The sequence below is a fragment of the Pseudomonas plecoglossicida NBRC 103162 = DSM 15088 genome, assembly GCF_000730665.1.
Taxonomy (GTDB): Bacteria; Pseudomonadota; Gammaproteobacteria; order Pseudomonadales; family Pseudomonadaceae; genus Aquipseudomonas; species Aquipseudomonas plecoglossicida.
On record NZ_BBIV01000029.1, the window covers coordinates 24,746 to 38,902 of the forward strand.

Genomic DNA, 14,157 nt, shown 5'->3' on the forward strand with positions numbered 1-14,157 from the left:
CATCTATGAGCTCGAAGCTGTACCCAACCCGGTTGCCTTGCGGCAACCGGGTTCTTGATTTGTCCCGTACCCATGTCATGGGTATTCTCAATATCACCCCCGACTCCTTCTCCGATGGCGGGCGCTTCAATCAGCGCGACGAAGCGTTGCGCCATGCCGAGGCCATGGTCGCGGCGGGCGCTACGCTGATCGATATCGGTGGAGAATCGACGCGGCCCGGTGCCCGGGCAGTGTCGGTGACCGAAGAGCTGGAGCGGGTAGCGCCGATGGTCGAGGCCATCAACAGCCGGCTCGACGTGGTGATTTCGGTCGACACCTCCACGCCTGCCGTGATGCGTGAGTCGGCGCGTCTAGGCGCCGGTCTGATCAACGACGTGCGTGCCCTGGAGCGCGATGGCGCTCTGGATGCAGTCGCGGATACCGGCTTGCCAGTGTGCCTCATGCACATGCGTGGTGAGCCTGGGAACATGCAGGATGACCCGCATTACGAGGATGTCACCGCAGATGTGACCCGTTACCTCGAGCAGCGCATGGCGGCTTGCGCGGCGGCGGGCATTGATGCGCAGCGGATCATCCTCGACCCGGGCTTCGGTTTCGCCAAGACGCTGGCGCACAACCTGAGCCTGTTCAAGCATATGGAGGCGCTTTATCGCCTCGGTCGCCCACTCCTGGTGGGTGTTTCGCGCAAGAGCATGATCGGCCTGACGCTGGATCGTCCGGTCGCTGAGCGTCTGTCTGGCAGCCTGGCGCTGGCGGCCTTGGCCATGACCAAGGGGGTCAGTATCCTGCGCGTCCATGATGTGGCCGAGACCGTCGATGTGGTGCGCATGATTGCTGCAGTGCAGAACGCCGAATAAGAACATTGGAGCCCCTATGAGCAGAAAATACTTTGGTACCGACGGCATTCGTGGCCGCGTCGGCGAATACCCGATCACTCCGGACTTCATGCTGAAGCTGGGTTGGGCGGCGGGCATGGCCTTCCGCAAGCAGGGCAATTGCCGCGTGCTGGTAGGCAAGGACACGCGTATTTCCGGTTACATGTTCGAGTCGGCTCTCGAGGCCGGTCTGTCGGCTGCTGGCGCTGACGTGCTGCTGCTCGGCCCGATGCCGACCCCGGCGATCGCCTACCTGACCCGCACCTTCCATGCCGAGGCCGGCATCGTCATCAGTGCTTCGCACAACCCTCACGACGACAACGGCATCAAGTTCTTCTCGGGCCAGGGCACCAAGCTGCCGGACGAGGTCGAACTGATGATCGAAGAGCTGCTCGACCAGCCGATGACGGTGGTCGAGTCCAGCAAGCTGGGCAAGGTTTCCCGCATCAATGACGCCGCTGGCCGCTACATCGAATTCTGCAAGAGCAGCGTGCCGAGCAGCACCAGTTTCGACGGCCTCAAGCTGGTGGTCGACTGCGCCCATGGCGCCACCTACAAAGTCGCGCCAAGCGTGTTCCGCGAGCTGGGCGCCGATGTCACCGTGCTGCACGCGCAGCCTGATGGCCTCAACATCAACGAAGGTTGTGGCTCGACCCATATCGAATCGCTGCAGGCCGCGGTGCTGGTTGGTCATGCCGACCTGGGCATCGCCTTCGATGGCGACGGCGACCGGGTACTGATGGTCGATCACACCGGCGCCATCGTCGACGGTGACGAATTGCTGTTCATCATCGCCCGCGACCTGCACGAGCGCGGCAAGCTGCAGGGCGGCGTGGTCGGTACGCTGATGAGCAACCTGGGCCTGGAGCTGGCGCTCAAGGAGCTGGATGTTCCGTTCGTGCGGGCCAAGGTCGGTGACCGCTACGTCATGGCCGAACTGCTTGAGCGCGACTGGCTGGTGGGTGGCGAGAACTCCGGACACGTGGTGTGCTGCAACCACACCACCACTGGCGACGCGATCATTGCCGCGCTCCAGGTGCTGATGGCGCTCAAACGCCGCGGAGAGACCCTGGCGCAGGCGCGCCAGGTCCTGCGCAAATGCCCACAGGTATTGATAAATGTGCGCTTCGGAGCGAGCAAGGTCGATCCGTTGGAGCATCCCGCGGTCAAGGAAGCCTGTGCCAAGGTCACCGAGGATATGGCCGGGCGGGGTCGCGTGCTGCTGCGCAAGTCCGGAACCGAGCCGCTGGTGCGCGTGATGGTCGAGGGCGACGACGAAAGCCAGGTGCGCACGCACGCCGAAGCCTTGGCCAAGCTGGTCGCAGAAGTTTGTATCTGAAAGAGGCTTGCCAGCGCAGATCGGGTTGGGTAAGATCTGCGCCCACTTTGACCGACGAGGTAAAGCATGCGTCGCCCCATGGTAGCTGGTAACTGGAAGATGCACGGTACCCGCGCCAGCGTCGCTGAGCTGATCCAGGGCTTGGGCAGTATGCCCCTGCCGAGCGGTGTTGAAGTCGCGGTGTTTCCACCGGCCCTGTTCATCAATCAAGTCATTGATGGGCTGCAAGGCAAGGGGATCACTGTCGGAGCACAGAATTCTGCAGTACAGCCCGAACAGGGCGCGCTGACTGGCGAAGTTGCGCCAAGTCAGTTGGTTGAAGCAGGTTGCAAGTTGGTGTTGATTGGTCACTCCGAGCGTCGTCAGATCATTGGCGAAACTGAAGCGGTACTAAAAGACAAGTTTGCAGCCGCTCAACTTAGTGGTTTAATACCGGTGCTCTGCGTAGGGGAAACTCTCGAGGAGCGCGAAGCAGGCAAGACGCTTGAAGTTGTCGGGCGTCAACTAAGCAGTATCATCGAAGCATTCGGTGTTAAGGCTTTTGCCAATGCTGTAATTGCCTATGAGCCTGTTTGGGCCATTGGCACAGGTTTGACAGCCTCGCCTCAGCAAGCCCAGGATGTGCACGCAGCCATCCGGGCGCAGTTGGCGGCCGAGGACGCCGAAGTTGCCGCGAACGTGCAGCTTCTTTACGGCGGCAGCGTGAAGGCGGCCAATGCGGCCGAACTGTTCGGCATGCCGGATATCGATGGGGGGCTCATTGGTGGAGCGTCCCTGAACGCAGACGAATTCGGTGCAATTTGTCGCGCCGCAGGAAACTGAACAAATGCTGGAAACAGTCATCGTTGTTTTTCATCTGTTGGCAGCGCTGTCGCTTGTAGTGCTGGTTCTGTTGCAACAGGGTAAGGGTGCGGAAGCAGGTGCATCTTTCGGCGCAGGTGCTTCTAATACTGTGTTCGGAAGCCAGGGTTCTGCTACCTTCCTGAGTAAATTCACTGCTGTACTTGCTGCCACTTTCTTTTTGACAGCACTTGGGTTAGGATACTTCGCGAAGCAACAAGCTCACCAGCTGAGCCAAGCGGGTCTTCCGGATCCGGCGGTCTTGGAAGTGAAACAGCCAAAGCCGGCAGTAAATGATGATGTACCGGTGCTCCAGGAGCAGAAGAGCGAAACCACCAACGCTGGTGATGTACCTCCTCCATCCGAAGAGCAGAAGTAACGGGTTTCAAGTAGTAGTATTGCCGAGGTGGTGGAATTGGTAGACACGCAACCTTGAGGTGGTTGTGCCCATAGGGTGTAGGGGTTCGAGTCCCCTTCTCGGTACCAATTGAAGCTTGAGAGCCCGCTTTAGCGGGCTTTCTTGTAGGTGGAGGTTAGATTGACCCAGCAACGGGTTCGGTCTTATACTTTCGCCCCAGCTTTGTCGCGGGGTGGAGCAGCTTGGTAGCTCGTCGGGCTCATAACCCGAAGGTCGTTGGTTCAAATCCAGCCCCCGCAACCAGCTTCAGCGGAGCCCCTTTTCAGGGGCTTTTTGCTAGCCGAACAGTTTTTACGGCGTCGTTGTCCAACGGCGCTTTCAGGGATGGGCGCTTCGCCCATTTTTTATTTGCACAGCATGCACGAGGGGGTTCAGGTGTCGAGCAAGCTAGAACAGTTGCAGGCCTTGTTGGCCCCGGTTGTCGAGGGTCTGGGCTATCAGTGCTGGGGGATCGAATACGTATCCCAGGGTAAGCATTCGGTATTGCGCATCTACATTGACAAGGAAGGCGGCATCCTGGTGGAAGACTGCGAAGCGGTCAGCCGTCAGGCCAGCGCCATCCTTGATGTCGAAGATCCGATCAGCAGTGAATATACCCTTGAGGTGTCCTCACCAGGCATGGATCGCCCGCTGTTCACTCTGGAACAGTTTGCCTCGCATGCCGGCGAACAAGTGAAGATCAAGCTGCGTACGCCCTTCGAAGGTCGTCGTAACTTCCAGGGCCTTCTCCGCGGTGTGGAGGAACAGGACGTTGTGGTCCAGGTGGACAATCACGAATTCCTGTTGCCGATCGACTCGATCGACAAGGCCAATATTATTCCCAGTTTTGACTGAGACGTGCCGGGCCCGGCGGATTTTCCGGGTCCAATGGCTTGCGCAAGGCGAGGCGTACGATGAGCAAAGAAGTACTGCTGGTTGTTGAATCGGTATCCAACGAAAAAGGTGTACCGCCCGGCGTCATTTTCGAAGCGCTGGAAGTGGCCCTGGCCACTGCAACCAAGAAACGTTTTGAGGACGAAGTCGACCTGCGTGTGGAAATCAACCGCCACACCGGTAGCTATGAAACCTTCCGTCGCTGGACCGTGGTCGACGAAGCCGATCTGGACGATCCGGCCATCGAGACCTGGTTGGCGAAGATTCACGAAACCCACCCTGAGGCCAAGGTCGGTGACGTGATCGAAGAGAAGATCGAGTCCATCGAGTTCGGTCGTATTGCCGCCCAGACCGCCAAGCAGGTGATCGTGCAGAAGGTCCGCGAGGCCGAGCGCGCACAGGTGGTCGATGCCTACCGCGAGCGTGTGAACGAGATCATCTCGGGCACCGTCAAGAAAGTCACCCGCGACAACGTCATCGTCGACCTGGGCAACAATGCCGAGGCGCTGCTGGCCCGCGAGGACATCATTCCACGTGAGACCTTCCGGGTTGGCGTACGCTTGCGTGCGCTGCTCAAGGAAATCCGCACCGAGAACCGCGGCCCTCAGCTGATCCTGTCGCGCACTGCGCCACAGATGCTGATCGAGCTGTTCCGTATCGAAGTGCCGGAAATCGCCGAAGGCCTCATCGAAGTCATGGCAGCATCCCGTGATCCGGGATCGCGTGCCAAGATCGCCGTCCGCTCCAAGGACAAGCGCATCGACCCGCAAGGTGCCTGTATCGGCATGCGCGGTTCGCGCGTCCAGGCCGTATCCGGCGAGCTGGGTGGTGAGCGTGTGGATATCGTCCTGTGGGACGAGAACCCGGCGCAATTCGTCATCAACGCCATGTCGCCGGCCGAAGTCGCGGCGATCATCGTTGATGAAGATGCCCATGCAATGGACATCGCCGTTGCCGAGGACAACCTGGCCCAGGCCATTGGCCGTGGTGGTCAGAACGTTCGTTTGGCCAGTCAGTTGACCGGCTGGACCCTGAACGTGATGACCGAGAAGGACATCCAGGCCAAGCAGCAGGCAGAAACCGGTGACATCCTGCGCAATTTCATCGATGAACTGGAAGTCGACGAGGAGCTGGCCCAAGTGCTGGTCGACGAAGGCTTCACCAGCCTCGAAGAAATTGCCTACGTACCGTTGGAAGAAATGCTCAACATCGATGGCTTTGACGAGGAAATCGTCAATGAGCTCCGCGCTCGAGCCAAGGACCGTTTGTTGACCAAGGCCATCGCTACCGAAGAAAAACTGGCAGACGCCCATCCGGCCGAAGACCTGCTCTCCCTCGAGGGCATGGACAAGGACCTGGCGGCGGAACTGGCGGTGCGCGGCGTGGTTAACCGCGAAGACCTGGCCGAGCAGTCGATTGACGACCTGCTCGACATCGACGGCATCGACGAAGAGCGTGCCGGCAAGTTGATCATGGCCGCCCGAGCCCACTGGTTCGAGTAATTAGGCGCGGCCTGAGGAGAGAAGTGCATGACGCAAGTCACGGTGAAAGAACTGGCCCAAGAGGTCGAGGCACCGGTAGAGCGCCTGCTGCAGCAGATGCGTGAGGCAGGTCTGCCGCACACCGACGCCGGTCAGGTAGTGACCGACAATGAGAAGCAGACTCTGCTGACCCATTTGAAGAGCAGCCACAAGAGCAAGGCGGAAGAGCCGCGCAAGATTACCTTGCAGCGCAAGACCACCAGCACCCTGCGTGTCGCCGGTAGCAAGAGCATCAGCGTAGAAGTACGCAAGAAGAAAGTATTCGTCCAGCGCAGCCCTGAAGAAATCCAGGCTGAGCAGAAGCGTGAGCAGGAAGAGCGCCGTGCGGCTGAAAATGCTGCGCGCGAGAAGGTCGAGGCCGACGCTCGCCAGCGCAACGAAGAGCAGGCCCGTCGTCAGGCGGCCGAAGCCCCTGCGGCTGCTCCTGCGCCGGTTGCCAAGGCAGAGCCGGCTCCGGCCTCCGCTCCGGCTCCGGTAATGGCCGAGGCACCAGCGTCGGAAGACGCCGCTGCCCGTGCTGCCGAGCGCAAGAAGGACGAGACGCGTCGCAACGAAAGCCGCACCCGCGACGAAGACCGTCGTGGTAATCGTGGCGAAGCACCGCGCGTGTCGATCAAGGTCAAGGTCAAGGAGAAGGAAAAGGCGCCTACGCCTCGTGCCGCTCCTCGCACTACCGATGAAGAGAGCGATGGCGCTCGTCGTGGTCGTGGTGGCAAGGGCAAGCTGAAGAAACGCAATCAGCATGGCTTCCAGAACCCGACCGGCCCTGTCATCCGTGACGTGACCATCGGCGAGACCATCACCGTCTCCGAACTGGCCAACCAGATGTCCGTCAAGGGCGCTGAAGTGGTCAAGTTCATGTTCAAGATGGGCACTCCGGTCACCATCAACCAGGTGCTCGACCAGGAAACCGCTCAGCTGATCGCAGAAGAGCTGGGCCACAAGGTCACCCTGGTCAGCGACACCGCCCTGGAAGATTCCCTGGCCGAATCGCTGAAGTTCGAAGGTGAAGCCGAGTCGCGTGCACCGGTCGTTACCGTCATGGGTCACGTTGACCATGGCAAGACCTCGCTGCTCGACTACATCCGTCGTGCCAAGGTTGCCGCGGGCGAAGCCGGTGGCATTACCCAGCACATCGGTGCCTACCACGTGGAAACCGACCGCGGCATGGTCACCTTCCTCGATACCCCGGGCCACGCTGCGTTCACCCAGATGCGTGCCCGTGGTGCCAAGGCCACCGACATCGTCATCCTGGTTGTAGCGGCTGACGACGGCGTGATGCCGCAGACCCGTGAGGCTGTGCAGCATGCCAAGGCAGCTGGCGTTCCGCTGGTGGTCGCGGTCAACAAGATCGACAAGCCGGGTGCCGACCTCGATCGCATCCGCAACGAGCTGGCCGTCGAAGGCGTGACCTCCGAGGACTGGGGTGGTGACACGCCATTCGTCAAGGTTTCGGCGAAGATGGGTACCGGCGTCGACGAGCTGCTCGAAGCCGTCCTGCTGCAGGCCGAGATCCTCGAACTGACCGCTACCCCGACCGCTCCGGGTCGTGGTGTGGTCGTCGAATCGCGCCTGGACAAGGGCCGCGGCCCAGTGGCCACCATCCTGGTTCAGGACGGTACCCTGCGTCAGGGCGACATGGTCCTGTGCGGCTCCAACTATGGCCGCGTGCGTGCCATGCTCGACGAGAACGGCAAGCCTGTGAAGGAAGCCGGCCCGTCGATTCCGGTCGAGATCCTCGGCCTGGATGGCACGCCGGAAGCCGGTGACGAGCTGTCCGTGGTTGCCGACGAGAAGAAAGCCCGCGAAGTTGCCCTGTTCCGTCAAGGCAAGTACCGCGAGGTCAAGCTGGCCCGTGCTCACGCCGGCAAGCTGGAAAACATCTTCGAGACCATGGGTCAGGAAGAGAAGAAGACCCTCAACATCGTCCTTAAGACCGACGTGCGCGGTTCCCTGGAAGCACTGCAGGGTTCGCTCGGCGGCCTGGGCAACGACGAAGTTCAGGTTCGCGTCATCGGTGGCGGCGTCGGTGGTATCACCGAAAGCGATGCCAACCTGGCGCTGGCGTCCAATGCGGTGCTGTTCGGCTTCAACGTGCGTGCCGATGCCGGTGCGCGCAAGATCGTCGAGCAGGAAGGTCTGGATATGCGTTACTACAACGTGATCTACGACATCATCGAAGACGTCAAGAAGGCCCTGACCGGCATGCTCGGCAGCGATGTTCGCGAGAACATCCTGGGTGTCGCCGAAGTGCGTGACGTGTTCCGTTCGCCGAAGTTCGGCGCCATCGCTGGCTGTATGGTCATCGAGGGTACCGTTCACCGCAACCGTCCGATCCGCGTACTGCGCGACGACGTGGTGATCTTCGAAGGCGAACTGGAATCGCTGCGTCGTTTCAAGGACGACGCCGCCGAAGTACGTTCGGGCATGGAGTGCGGTATTGGCGTCAAGAGCTACAACGACGTCAAGGTCGGCGACAAGATCGAAGTCTTCGAGAAAGTCCAGGTTGCTCGTACCCTCTAAGGGCGAGCAGGGCGCCAGCCCCCGCCGCAGGGCGGTGGGCAACGCCTCGGTAGGTAGCGCCCGGTCAGGCTTCAGCCTGACCGGGCGTTTGCCGCTTTAAGTTACAGGTAGCAAGAATGGCCAAAGAATACAGCCGTACCCAACGTATCGGTGATCAGATGCAGCGCGAGCTGGCCGAGCTGATCCGCCGTGAAGTCAAGGACCCACGCGTCGGCCTGGTGACCATCACCGCCGTGGACGTCAGCCGCGACCTGGGCCATGCCAAGGTCTTCATCACCGTCATGGGTGAAGAAACCCCGGACGCCGTGCAGCAGTCGCTCAAGGCACTGAACAGTGCCGCCAGCTTCCTGCGCCTGCACCTGGGCCGCTCGATGCAGCTGCGCAGCGTGCCGCAATTGCATTTCCACTTCGATGAAAGTGTCAGCCGTGGTGTACACCTGTCGGCACTGATCGAGCGTGCAGTGGCCGAAGACCGCCTGCACAAGGATGCCGACGAGCTGGACACCAAGGAGTAAGCGGTGGCCCAGGTCAAACGTATCCGCCGCAACGTCAGCGGCATCATCCTGCTCGACAAGCCGCTGGGGTTCACCTCCAACGCCGCGCTGCAGAAAGTCCGCTGGTTGCTCAATGCCGAGAAGGCTGGGCATACCGGCAGCCTCGACCCGCTGGCCACTGGCGTGCTGCCACTGTGCTTCGGTGAAGCGACCAAGTTTTCCCAGTACCTGCTCGATTCCGACAAGGGCTACGAAACGGTCATGCAGATGGGGCAGACTACCAGCACCGCGGACGCTGAGGGCGAAGTCCTGCAGACCCGCGAGGTGACCGTTGGTCGCGCCGATATCGAAGCGGTTATCCCGCGTTTTTGCGGTGAAATCCTTCAAGTACCGCCGATGTACTCGGCGCTCAAGCGCGATGGCCAGCCGCTGTACAAACTGGCACGTGCAGGAGAGGTAGTGGAGCGCGAGGCGCGTTCTGTTACTATTGGTCGCTTGGAGTTGCTCGAGTGCGAAGGCACCCGTGCGCGATTGTCGGTCGGTTGCAGCAAAGGCACCTATATTCGCACCCTGGTGGAGGATATCGGTGAGGTCCTGGGCTGCGGCGCCTATGTCGCCGAGCTGCGCAGGACCCAGGCCGGGCCCTTCGCGCTGGCACAGACGGTCACCCTCGAGGAACTCGAGCAGGCCCACGCCGAAGGCGGCAACGAAGCGCTCGATCGCTTCCTGATGCCATCCGACAGCGGGCTGCAGGACTGGCCACTGGTCTGCCTGTCCGAACACAGTGCGTTCTACTGGCTGCATGGCCAGGCAGTACGTGCACCGGACGCGCCGCAATTCGGCATGGTCCGGGTACAGGATCACAATGGTCGCTTCATCGGTATCGGTGAAGTGAGCGAAGACGGGCGCATCGCGCCGCGTCGACTGATTCGGTCGGAATGACCGAACCCGCAGGTCGAGGCTTAGGCTGACACCGGCGGATACAAGGGTGGCTGTCAGTAGGCACGGTCACACCTTTCTTATTAATACAGGGATTTGTCCCTGGCCTATTGGACCCCGGTAACGGGATCCGTTTAATCAGGAGAAGCCTCATGGCCCTCAGCGTTGAAGAAAAAGCTCAGATCGTTGCCGATTACCAGCAAGCCGCCGGCGATACCGGTAGCCCGGAAGTGCAGGTTGCTCTGCTGACCGCCAACATCAACAAGCTGCAAGGCCACTTCAAGGCCAACGACAAAGACCACCACTCCCGTCGTGGTCTGATCCGTATGGTCAACCAGCGTCGTAAGCTGCTGGACTACCTGAAGGGCAAAGACACCACTCGTTACAGCGCCCTGATCGGTCGCCTGGGCCTGCGTCGCTAATAGCGGCCTGGTCAGTGGTGTGCATGGCGTGTCGCATGCTTCGGGAACGCTGCCTGGCAGCGTTTTCGTTGGACACGTCACGCGTATCTCCGAGGTTGGCAGCCTGGCAATGCTGAGCGGATTTTCCGCTCGGCGCCAGGCTCCCAGCCTCGTGTTGTATCTGGACGGTCAATGGGGCCGATTCCCTGTTCTGCCCAAGAATTCGCAAGAAACCAGTTCCCCCAGAGCCACTGAAAAAGGTAGGAAACCGTGAACCCGGTAATCAAGAAATTCCAGTTCGGTCAATCGACCGTTACTCTCGAAACGGGCCGTATCGCCCGTCAGGCGACCGGCGCCGTGCTGGTGACCGTCGACAACGACGTTACCGTGCTGGTGACCGTGGTCGGTGCCAAGCAGGCAGACCCGGGCAAGGGCTTCTTCCCGCTGTCGGTCCACTACCAGGAAAAGACCTACGCCGCTGGCAAGATCCCAGGTGGCTTCTTCAAGCGTGAAGGCCGTCCTTCCGAGAAAGAGACCCTGACCTCGCGCCTGATCGACCGTCCGATCCGCCCGCTGTTCCCTGAAGGCTTCATGAACGAAGTCCAGGTCGTCTGCACCGTGGTTTCCACCAGCAAGAAGACCGATCCGGACATCGCTGCGATGATCGGTACCTCGGCTGCCCTGGCCATCTCCGGCATTCCGTTCGAAGGCCCGATCGGTGCTGCCCGTGTTGCTTTCCACGAGAGCACCGGCTACCTGCTGAACCCGACTTACGAGCAGCTGCAGGCTTCGAGCCTGGACATGGTCGTGGCCGGTACCGAATCCGCTGTACTGATGGTTGAATCGGAAGCTCAAGAGCTGACCGAAGACCAGATGCTGGGCGCCGTACTGTTCGCCCACGATGAATTCCAGTCGGTCATCCAGGCTGTCAAGGAACTGGCCGCCGAAGCTGGCAAGCCGACCTGGGACTGGAAACCGGCCGTTGCCAACACCGAGCTGTTCAACGCCATCCGCGCCGAATTCGGCGAAGGCGTTTCGCAGGGCTACACCATCACCGTCAAGGCCGACCGTTACGCGCGCCTGGGCGAGCTGCGCGATCAGGCGATCGCCAAGTTCTCCGGTGAAGAAGGCCAGCCTTCGGCTTCCGAAGTCAAAGAAATCTTCGGTGAAATCGAATACCGCACCGTTCGCGAAAACATCGTCAACGGCAAGCCGCGTATCGATGGTCGTGACACCAAGACCGTGCGTCCGCTGAACATCGAAGTCGGCGTGCTGCCGAAGACTCACGGTTCGGCGCTGTTCACCCGTGGCGAAACCCAGGCCCTGGTCGTCGCGACCCTGGGTACTGCCCGTGACGCCCAGCTGCTGGACACCCTCGAAGGCGAGAAGAAAGACCCGTTCATGCTGCACTACAACTTCCCGCCGTTCTCGGTAGGCGAGTGTGGTCGCATGGGTGGTGCCGGTCGTCGTGAAATCGGTCACGGCCGTCTGGCCCGTCGTTCGGTCCAGGCCATGCTGCCTGCTGCTGACGTGTTCCCGTACACCATCCGCGTGGTATCGGAAATCACCGAGTCCAACGGCTCCAGCTCCATGGCTTCGGTCTGCGGTGCTTCCCTGGCCCTGATGGACGCCGGTGTGCCGATGAAGGCACCGGTTGCCGGTATCGCCATGGGTCTGGTCAAGGAAGGCGAGAAATTCGCGGTCCTGACCGACATCCTGGGTGACGAAGACCACCTCGGCGACATGGACTTCAAGGTAGCCGGTACCGCCAAGGGCGTCACCGCGTTGCAGATGGACATCAAGATCAACGGCATCACCGAAGAGATCATGGAAATCGCCCTGGGCCAGGCCCTGGAAGCGCGCCTGAACATCCTCGGTCAGATGAACCAGATCATCGGTGAGTCGCGTACCGAGCTGTCGGCCAACGCACCGACCATGATCGCGATGAAGATCGACACCGACAAGATCCGTGACGTCATCGGTAAAGGCGGCGCCACCATCCGCGCCATCTGCGAAGAAACCAAGGCCTCGATCGACATCGAAGACGACGGCTCGATCAAGATCTTCGGCGAAACCAAGGAAGCGGCCGAGGCAGCTCGCCAGCGCGTCCTGGGCATTACTGCCGAAGCCGAGATCGGCAAGATCTACGTGGGCAAGGTCGAGCGCATCGTCGACTTCGGCGCCTTCGTCAACATCCTGCCTGGCAAGGACGGCCTGGTGCACATCTCCATGCTGAGCGATGCTCGCGTAGAGAAAGTCACCGACGTGCTGAAAGAAGGTCAGGAAGTCGAAGTGCTGGTACTGGACGTGGACAACCGCGGCCGTATCAAGCTTTCGATCAAGGACGTTGCCGCGGCCAAGGCCTCGGGCGTCTAAGCGACTGACGCGCAACAGGAAAAGGGCCCTTCGGGGCCCTTTTTTATTTTGCCCTGAAACCTTTTGCGGACTTGCATCTTGCATGCAGCTTTTGCCGGCTGATTGCAAAATGCACGACGGCCGTTTGCCATCTACTTAGCTAAGTCCCTGATTTTCAAGGAAACAAGCGAAACGGGAAAGCTGGCACACGGCGTGCAACTACACTGTTACCTGCCGCCAAGAGACACGGCGCAGACCTTTCAATAACAGGAGTGACCCACATGAAGAAGTTCGCCATTGCTGCCGCTACTGCTACCGCTCTGACCCTGACCATGGCTAACGCGGCTTTTGCCCAGCAGTCCACCCAGGCCCCGATGACGCTGGCGGCCGGTGAGATGGACAAAGCCCAGGAGGCGACCTCCGATACCTGGATCACCACCAAAGTGAAATCGGACCTGATGACTGAAAAGGGTATTCCAGGTACTGACATCAAGGTCGAGACCAACAAGGGTGTGGTTTCGCTCTCTTCGGACACTGCAGTTACCGAGTCTCAGAAAGAGACTGCAGTTTCCATCACCAAGAACATCAAAGGCGTCAAGGCTGTGTCGGCTGACGGCCTGAAAGCCGAATAAGGATTGTCCCGTCGGCCATAAGGATTTGGCCACTTTACCCCAAGCCCCGGCCTCGGCCGGGGCTTTTCATTGCGGCTCAGTTCACGGGGTTGCGCGCCAGTACGTCGCTTTCGAAGCATTCCTGTTCGAGTATCAGTGGCTCGACCAGCGGGCGGCTGTCGCGAAAGTGCGCAGTGCGGGTATGCGCTTCATAGGCTTCGTCGTCCTGATAGATCTCGTACAGGTAGATCACATCAGGATCGACTCGGTCCTGGGATACGTCGAATACCAGGCAACCGGGTTCGTTAGCCACCGAGGCGGCGGCGTTGATATTGATTGCTGCAAGAAAGTCCTTGGCGCAACCGGGTTTTACACGAGTCTTGATGAACAGGCTGTACACAAGGCGCTCCTTTTGTTTTAAATTCATATATGAATTGTATACAAAAATGGAGCCGCGCCAATGTCTGAATTACCTGCACGTCCTGGTCGCCTGAACGGCCTGCGTCATATCGCCTTGCTGGTGCCTAATCTGGAAGAGTGCGAGCGTTTCTATGTCGATGTGCTGGGGATGGAGGTGCTGAACCGCGCCAACGAAGACCTGGTCTACCTGACCTGTGGCAATGACAACCTGTCGCTGGGGCGAGGTGCGGGGGCGTCGAATGGGCTGCAGACGCTGGACCACTACGGGTTCATCGTCGACAGCGTCGAGGAGCTGGAAGCGTGGTATCAGTACTTCAAGGCGCACGGGGTGACATTGCTCGACCGGCCCTTCAACCATGGTGACGGGGCGCGCAGCTTCCACCTGCTGGACCCGGCGGGGAACAAGGTGCAGCCTTTGTATCACCCAGCGGTGTCGGGGCAGCGGTTGGTCTGAAGTGTTCAAGGGCCCTATCGCCGGCAAGCCGGCTCCCACATGCACAGAGCCCTGCCGATCATGTGGGAGCCGGC

The 14,157-nt window shown here is 60.4% G+C and carries 14 protein-coding genes and 2 tRNA genes; 15 read left to right on the forward strand and 1 reads right to left on the reverse strand.

Annotated elements, in window-relative coordinates; all coding sequences use genetic code 11:
- The first annotated feature begins 5 nt into the window (after window positions 1-5).
- The 14 genes from folP to PPL01S_RS16745 all read left to right on the forward strand — a co-directional run bounded on the left by folP (window position 6) and on the right by PPL01S_RS16745 (window position 13,230).
- Window positions 6-857, forward strand: coding sequence for a dihydropteroate synthase (gene folP, locus PPL01S_RS16680; protein WP_028625880.1), 852 nt, complete (start codon window positions 6-8; stop codon window positions 855-857).
- Window positions 858-873: 16 nt separating this feature from the next.
- On the forward strand, window positions 874-2,214 hold the full coding sequence (glmM, locus tag PPL01S_RS16685) for a phosphoglucosamine mutase (RefSeq protein ID WP_016391788.1): 1,341 nt from the start codon (window positions 874-876) through the stop codon (window positions 2,212-2,214).
- A 66-nt stretch (window positions 2,215-2,280) separates the two neighbouring features.
- Window positions 2,281-3,036 (forward strand): triose-phosphate isomerase, encoded by a 756-nt coding sequence (tpiA, locus tag PPL01S_RS16690; RefSeq protein ID WP_016391789.1) that lies wholly within the window; start codon window positions 2,281-2,283, stop codon window positions 3,034-3,036.
- A gap of 4 nt (window positions 3,037-3,040) precedes the next feature.
- Window positions 3,041-3,433: a preprotein translocase subunit SecG gene (gene secG / locus PPL01S_RS16695; protein ID WP_016391790.1), complete on the forward strand. Its 393-nt coding sequence runs from the start codon at window positions 3,041-3,043 to the stop codon at window positions 3,431-3,433.
- A gap of 21 nt (window positions 3,434-3,454) precedes the next feature.
- Window positions 3,455-3,540, forward strand: a tRNA-Leu gene (locus tag PPL01S_RS16700).
- A gap of 98 nt (window positions 3,541-3,638) precedes the next feature.
- Window positions 3,639-3,715: transfer RNA gene (locus PPL01S_RS16705), tRNA-Met, on the forward strand.
- 132 nt (window positions 3,716-3,847) lie between these two features.
- Window positions 3,848-4,306 carry a ribosome maturation factor RimP gene (gene rimP, locus PPL01S_RS16710; RefSeq protein WP_016391791.1) on the forward strand — a complete coding sequence of 153 codons (459 nt, stop codon included), beginning with the start codon at window positions 3,848-3,850 and terminating at the stop codon, window positions 4,304-4,306.
- A gap of 59 nt (window positions 4,307-4,365) precedes the next feature.
- Window positions 4,366-5,847 carry a transcription termination factor NusA gene (nusA, locus tag PPL01S_RS16715; RefSeq protein WP_016391792.1) on the forward strand — a complete coding sequence of 494 codons (1,482 nt, stop codon included), beginning with the start codon at window positions 4,366-4,368 and terminating at the stop codon, window positions 5,845-5,847.
- Window positions 5,848-5,874: 27 nt separating this feature from the next.
- On the forward strand, window positions 5,875-8,409 hold the full coding sequence (infB, locus tag PPL01S_RS16720; protein WP_016391793.1) for a translation initiation factor IF-2: 2,535 nt from the start codon (window positions 5,875-5,877) through the stop codon (window positions 8,407-8,409).
- A gap of 116 nt (window positions 8,410-8,525) precedes the next feature.
- Window positions 8,526-8,924 (forward strand): 30S ribosome-binding factor RbfA, encoded by a 399-nt coding sequence (gene rbfA, locus PPL01S_RS16725; protein WP_016391794.1) that lies wholly within the window; start codon window positions 8,526-8,528, stop codon window positions 8,922-8,924.
- 3 nt (window positions 8,925-8,927) lie between these two features.
- Window positions 8,928-9,845, forward strand: a complete 918-nt coding sequence (truB, locus tag PPL01S_RS16730; RefSeq protein WP_016391795.1) for a tRNA pseudouridine(55) synthase TruB — start codon at window positions 8,928-8,930, stop codon at window positions 9,843-9,845.
- 149 nt (window positions 9,846-9,994) lie between these two features.
- Entirely contained in the window at window positions 9,995-10,264 is a 270-nt protein-coding gene (gene rpsO, locus PPL01S_RS16735; RefSeq protein WP_016391796.1) for a 30S ribosomal protein S15, read from the forward strand.
- 249 nt (window positions 10,265-10,513) lie between these two features.
- A complete protein-coding gene (gene pnp / locus PPL01S_RS16740) occupies window positions 10,514-12,619 on the forward strand; it encodes a polyribonucleotide nucleotidyltransferase (RefSeq protein ID WP_016391797.1) in 2,106 nt (701 codons plus the stop codon).
- A gap of 260 nt (window positions 12,620-12,879) precedes the next feature.
- Complete coding sequence (locus tag PPL01S_RS16745; protein WP_016391798.1) at window positions 12,880-13,230, forward strand: BON domain-containing protein; 351 nt, start codon at window positions 12,880-12,882, stop codon at window positions 13,228-13,230.
- A gap of 76 nt (window positions 13,231-13,306) precedes the next feature.
- Here PPL01S_RS16745 and PPL01S_RS16750 read toward each other — a convergent pair whose 3' ends face one another.
- The gene (locus PPL01S_RS16750) at window positions 13,307-13,609 is read right to left on the reverse strand and encodes a heme-binding protein (RefSeq protein WP_016391799.1); all 303 of its coding nucleotides are present in this window, start codon (window positions 13,607-13,609) and stop codon (window positions 13,307-13,309) included.
- 60 nt (window positions 13,610-13,669) lie between these two features.
- On the opposite strand from PPL01S_RS16750, the gene PPL01S_RS16755 reads away from it, so the two are divergent.
- Entirely contained in the window at window positions 13,670-14,083 is a 414-nt protein-coding gene (locus PPL01S_RS16755; RefSeq protein ID WP_016391800.1) for a VOC family protein, read from the forward strand.
- The last annotated feature ends 74 nt before the right edge of the window (window positions 14,084-14,157 follow it).

Excerpts from the sequence above, each read along its gene's own strand:
- secG (WP_016391790.1), top strand. The coding sequence starts at position 3,041 with ATGCTGGAAACAGTCATCGTTGTTTTTCATCTGTTGGCAGCGCTGTCG.
- rpsO (WP_016391796.1), top strand. The coding sequence starts at position 9,995 with ATGGCCCTCAGCGTTGAAGAAAAAGCTCAGATCGTTGCCGATTACCAG.
- rbfA (WP_016391794.1), top strand. The coding sequence starts at position 8,526 with ATGGCCAAAGAATACAGCCGTACCCAACGTATCGGTGATCAGATGCAG.
- folP (WP_028625880.1), top strand. The coding sequence starts at position 6 with ATGAGCTCGAAGCTGTACCCAACCCGGTTGCCTTGCGGCAACCGGGTT.
- infB (WP_016391793.1), top strand. The coding sequence starts at position 5,875 with ATGACGCAAGTCACGGTGAAAGAACTGGCCCAAGAGGTCGAGGCACCG.
- glmM (WP_016391788.1), top strand. The coding sequence starts at position 874 with ATGAGCAGAAAATACTTTGGTACCGACGGCATTCGTGGCCGCGTCGGC.
- PPL01S_RS16755 (WP_016391800.1), top strand. The coding sequence starts at position 13,670 with ATGTCTGAATTACCTGCACGTCCTGGTCGCCTGAACGGCCTGCGTCAT.
- PPL01S_RS16745 (WP_016391798.1), top strand. The coding sequence starts at position 12,880 with ATGAAGAAGTTCGCCATTGCTGCCGCTACTGCTACCGCTCTGACCCTG.
- tpiA (WP_016391789.1), top strand. The coding sequence starts at position 2,281 with ATGCGTCGCCCCATGGTAGCTGGTAACTGGAAGATGCACGGTACCCGC.
- nusA (WP_016391792.1), top strand. The coding sequence starts at position 4,366 with ATGAGCAAAGAAGTACTGCTGGTTGTTGAATCGGTATCCAACGAAAAA.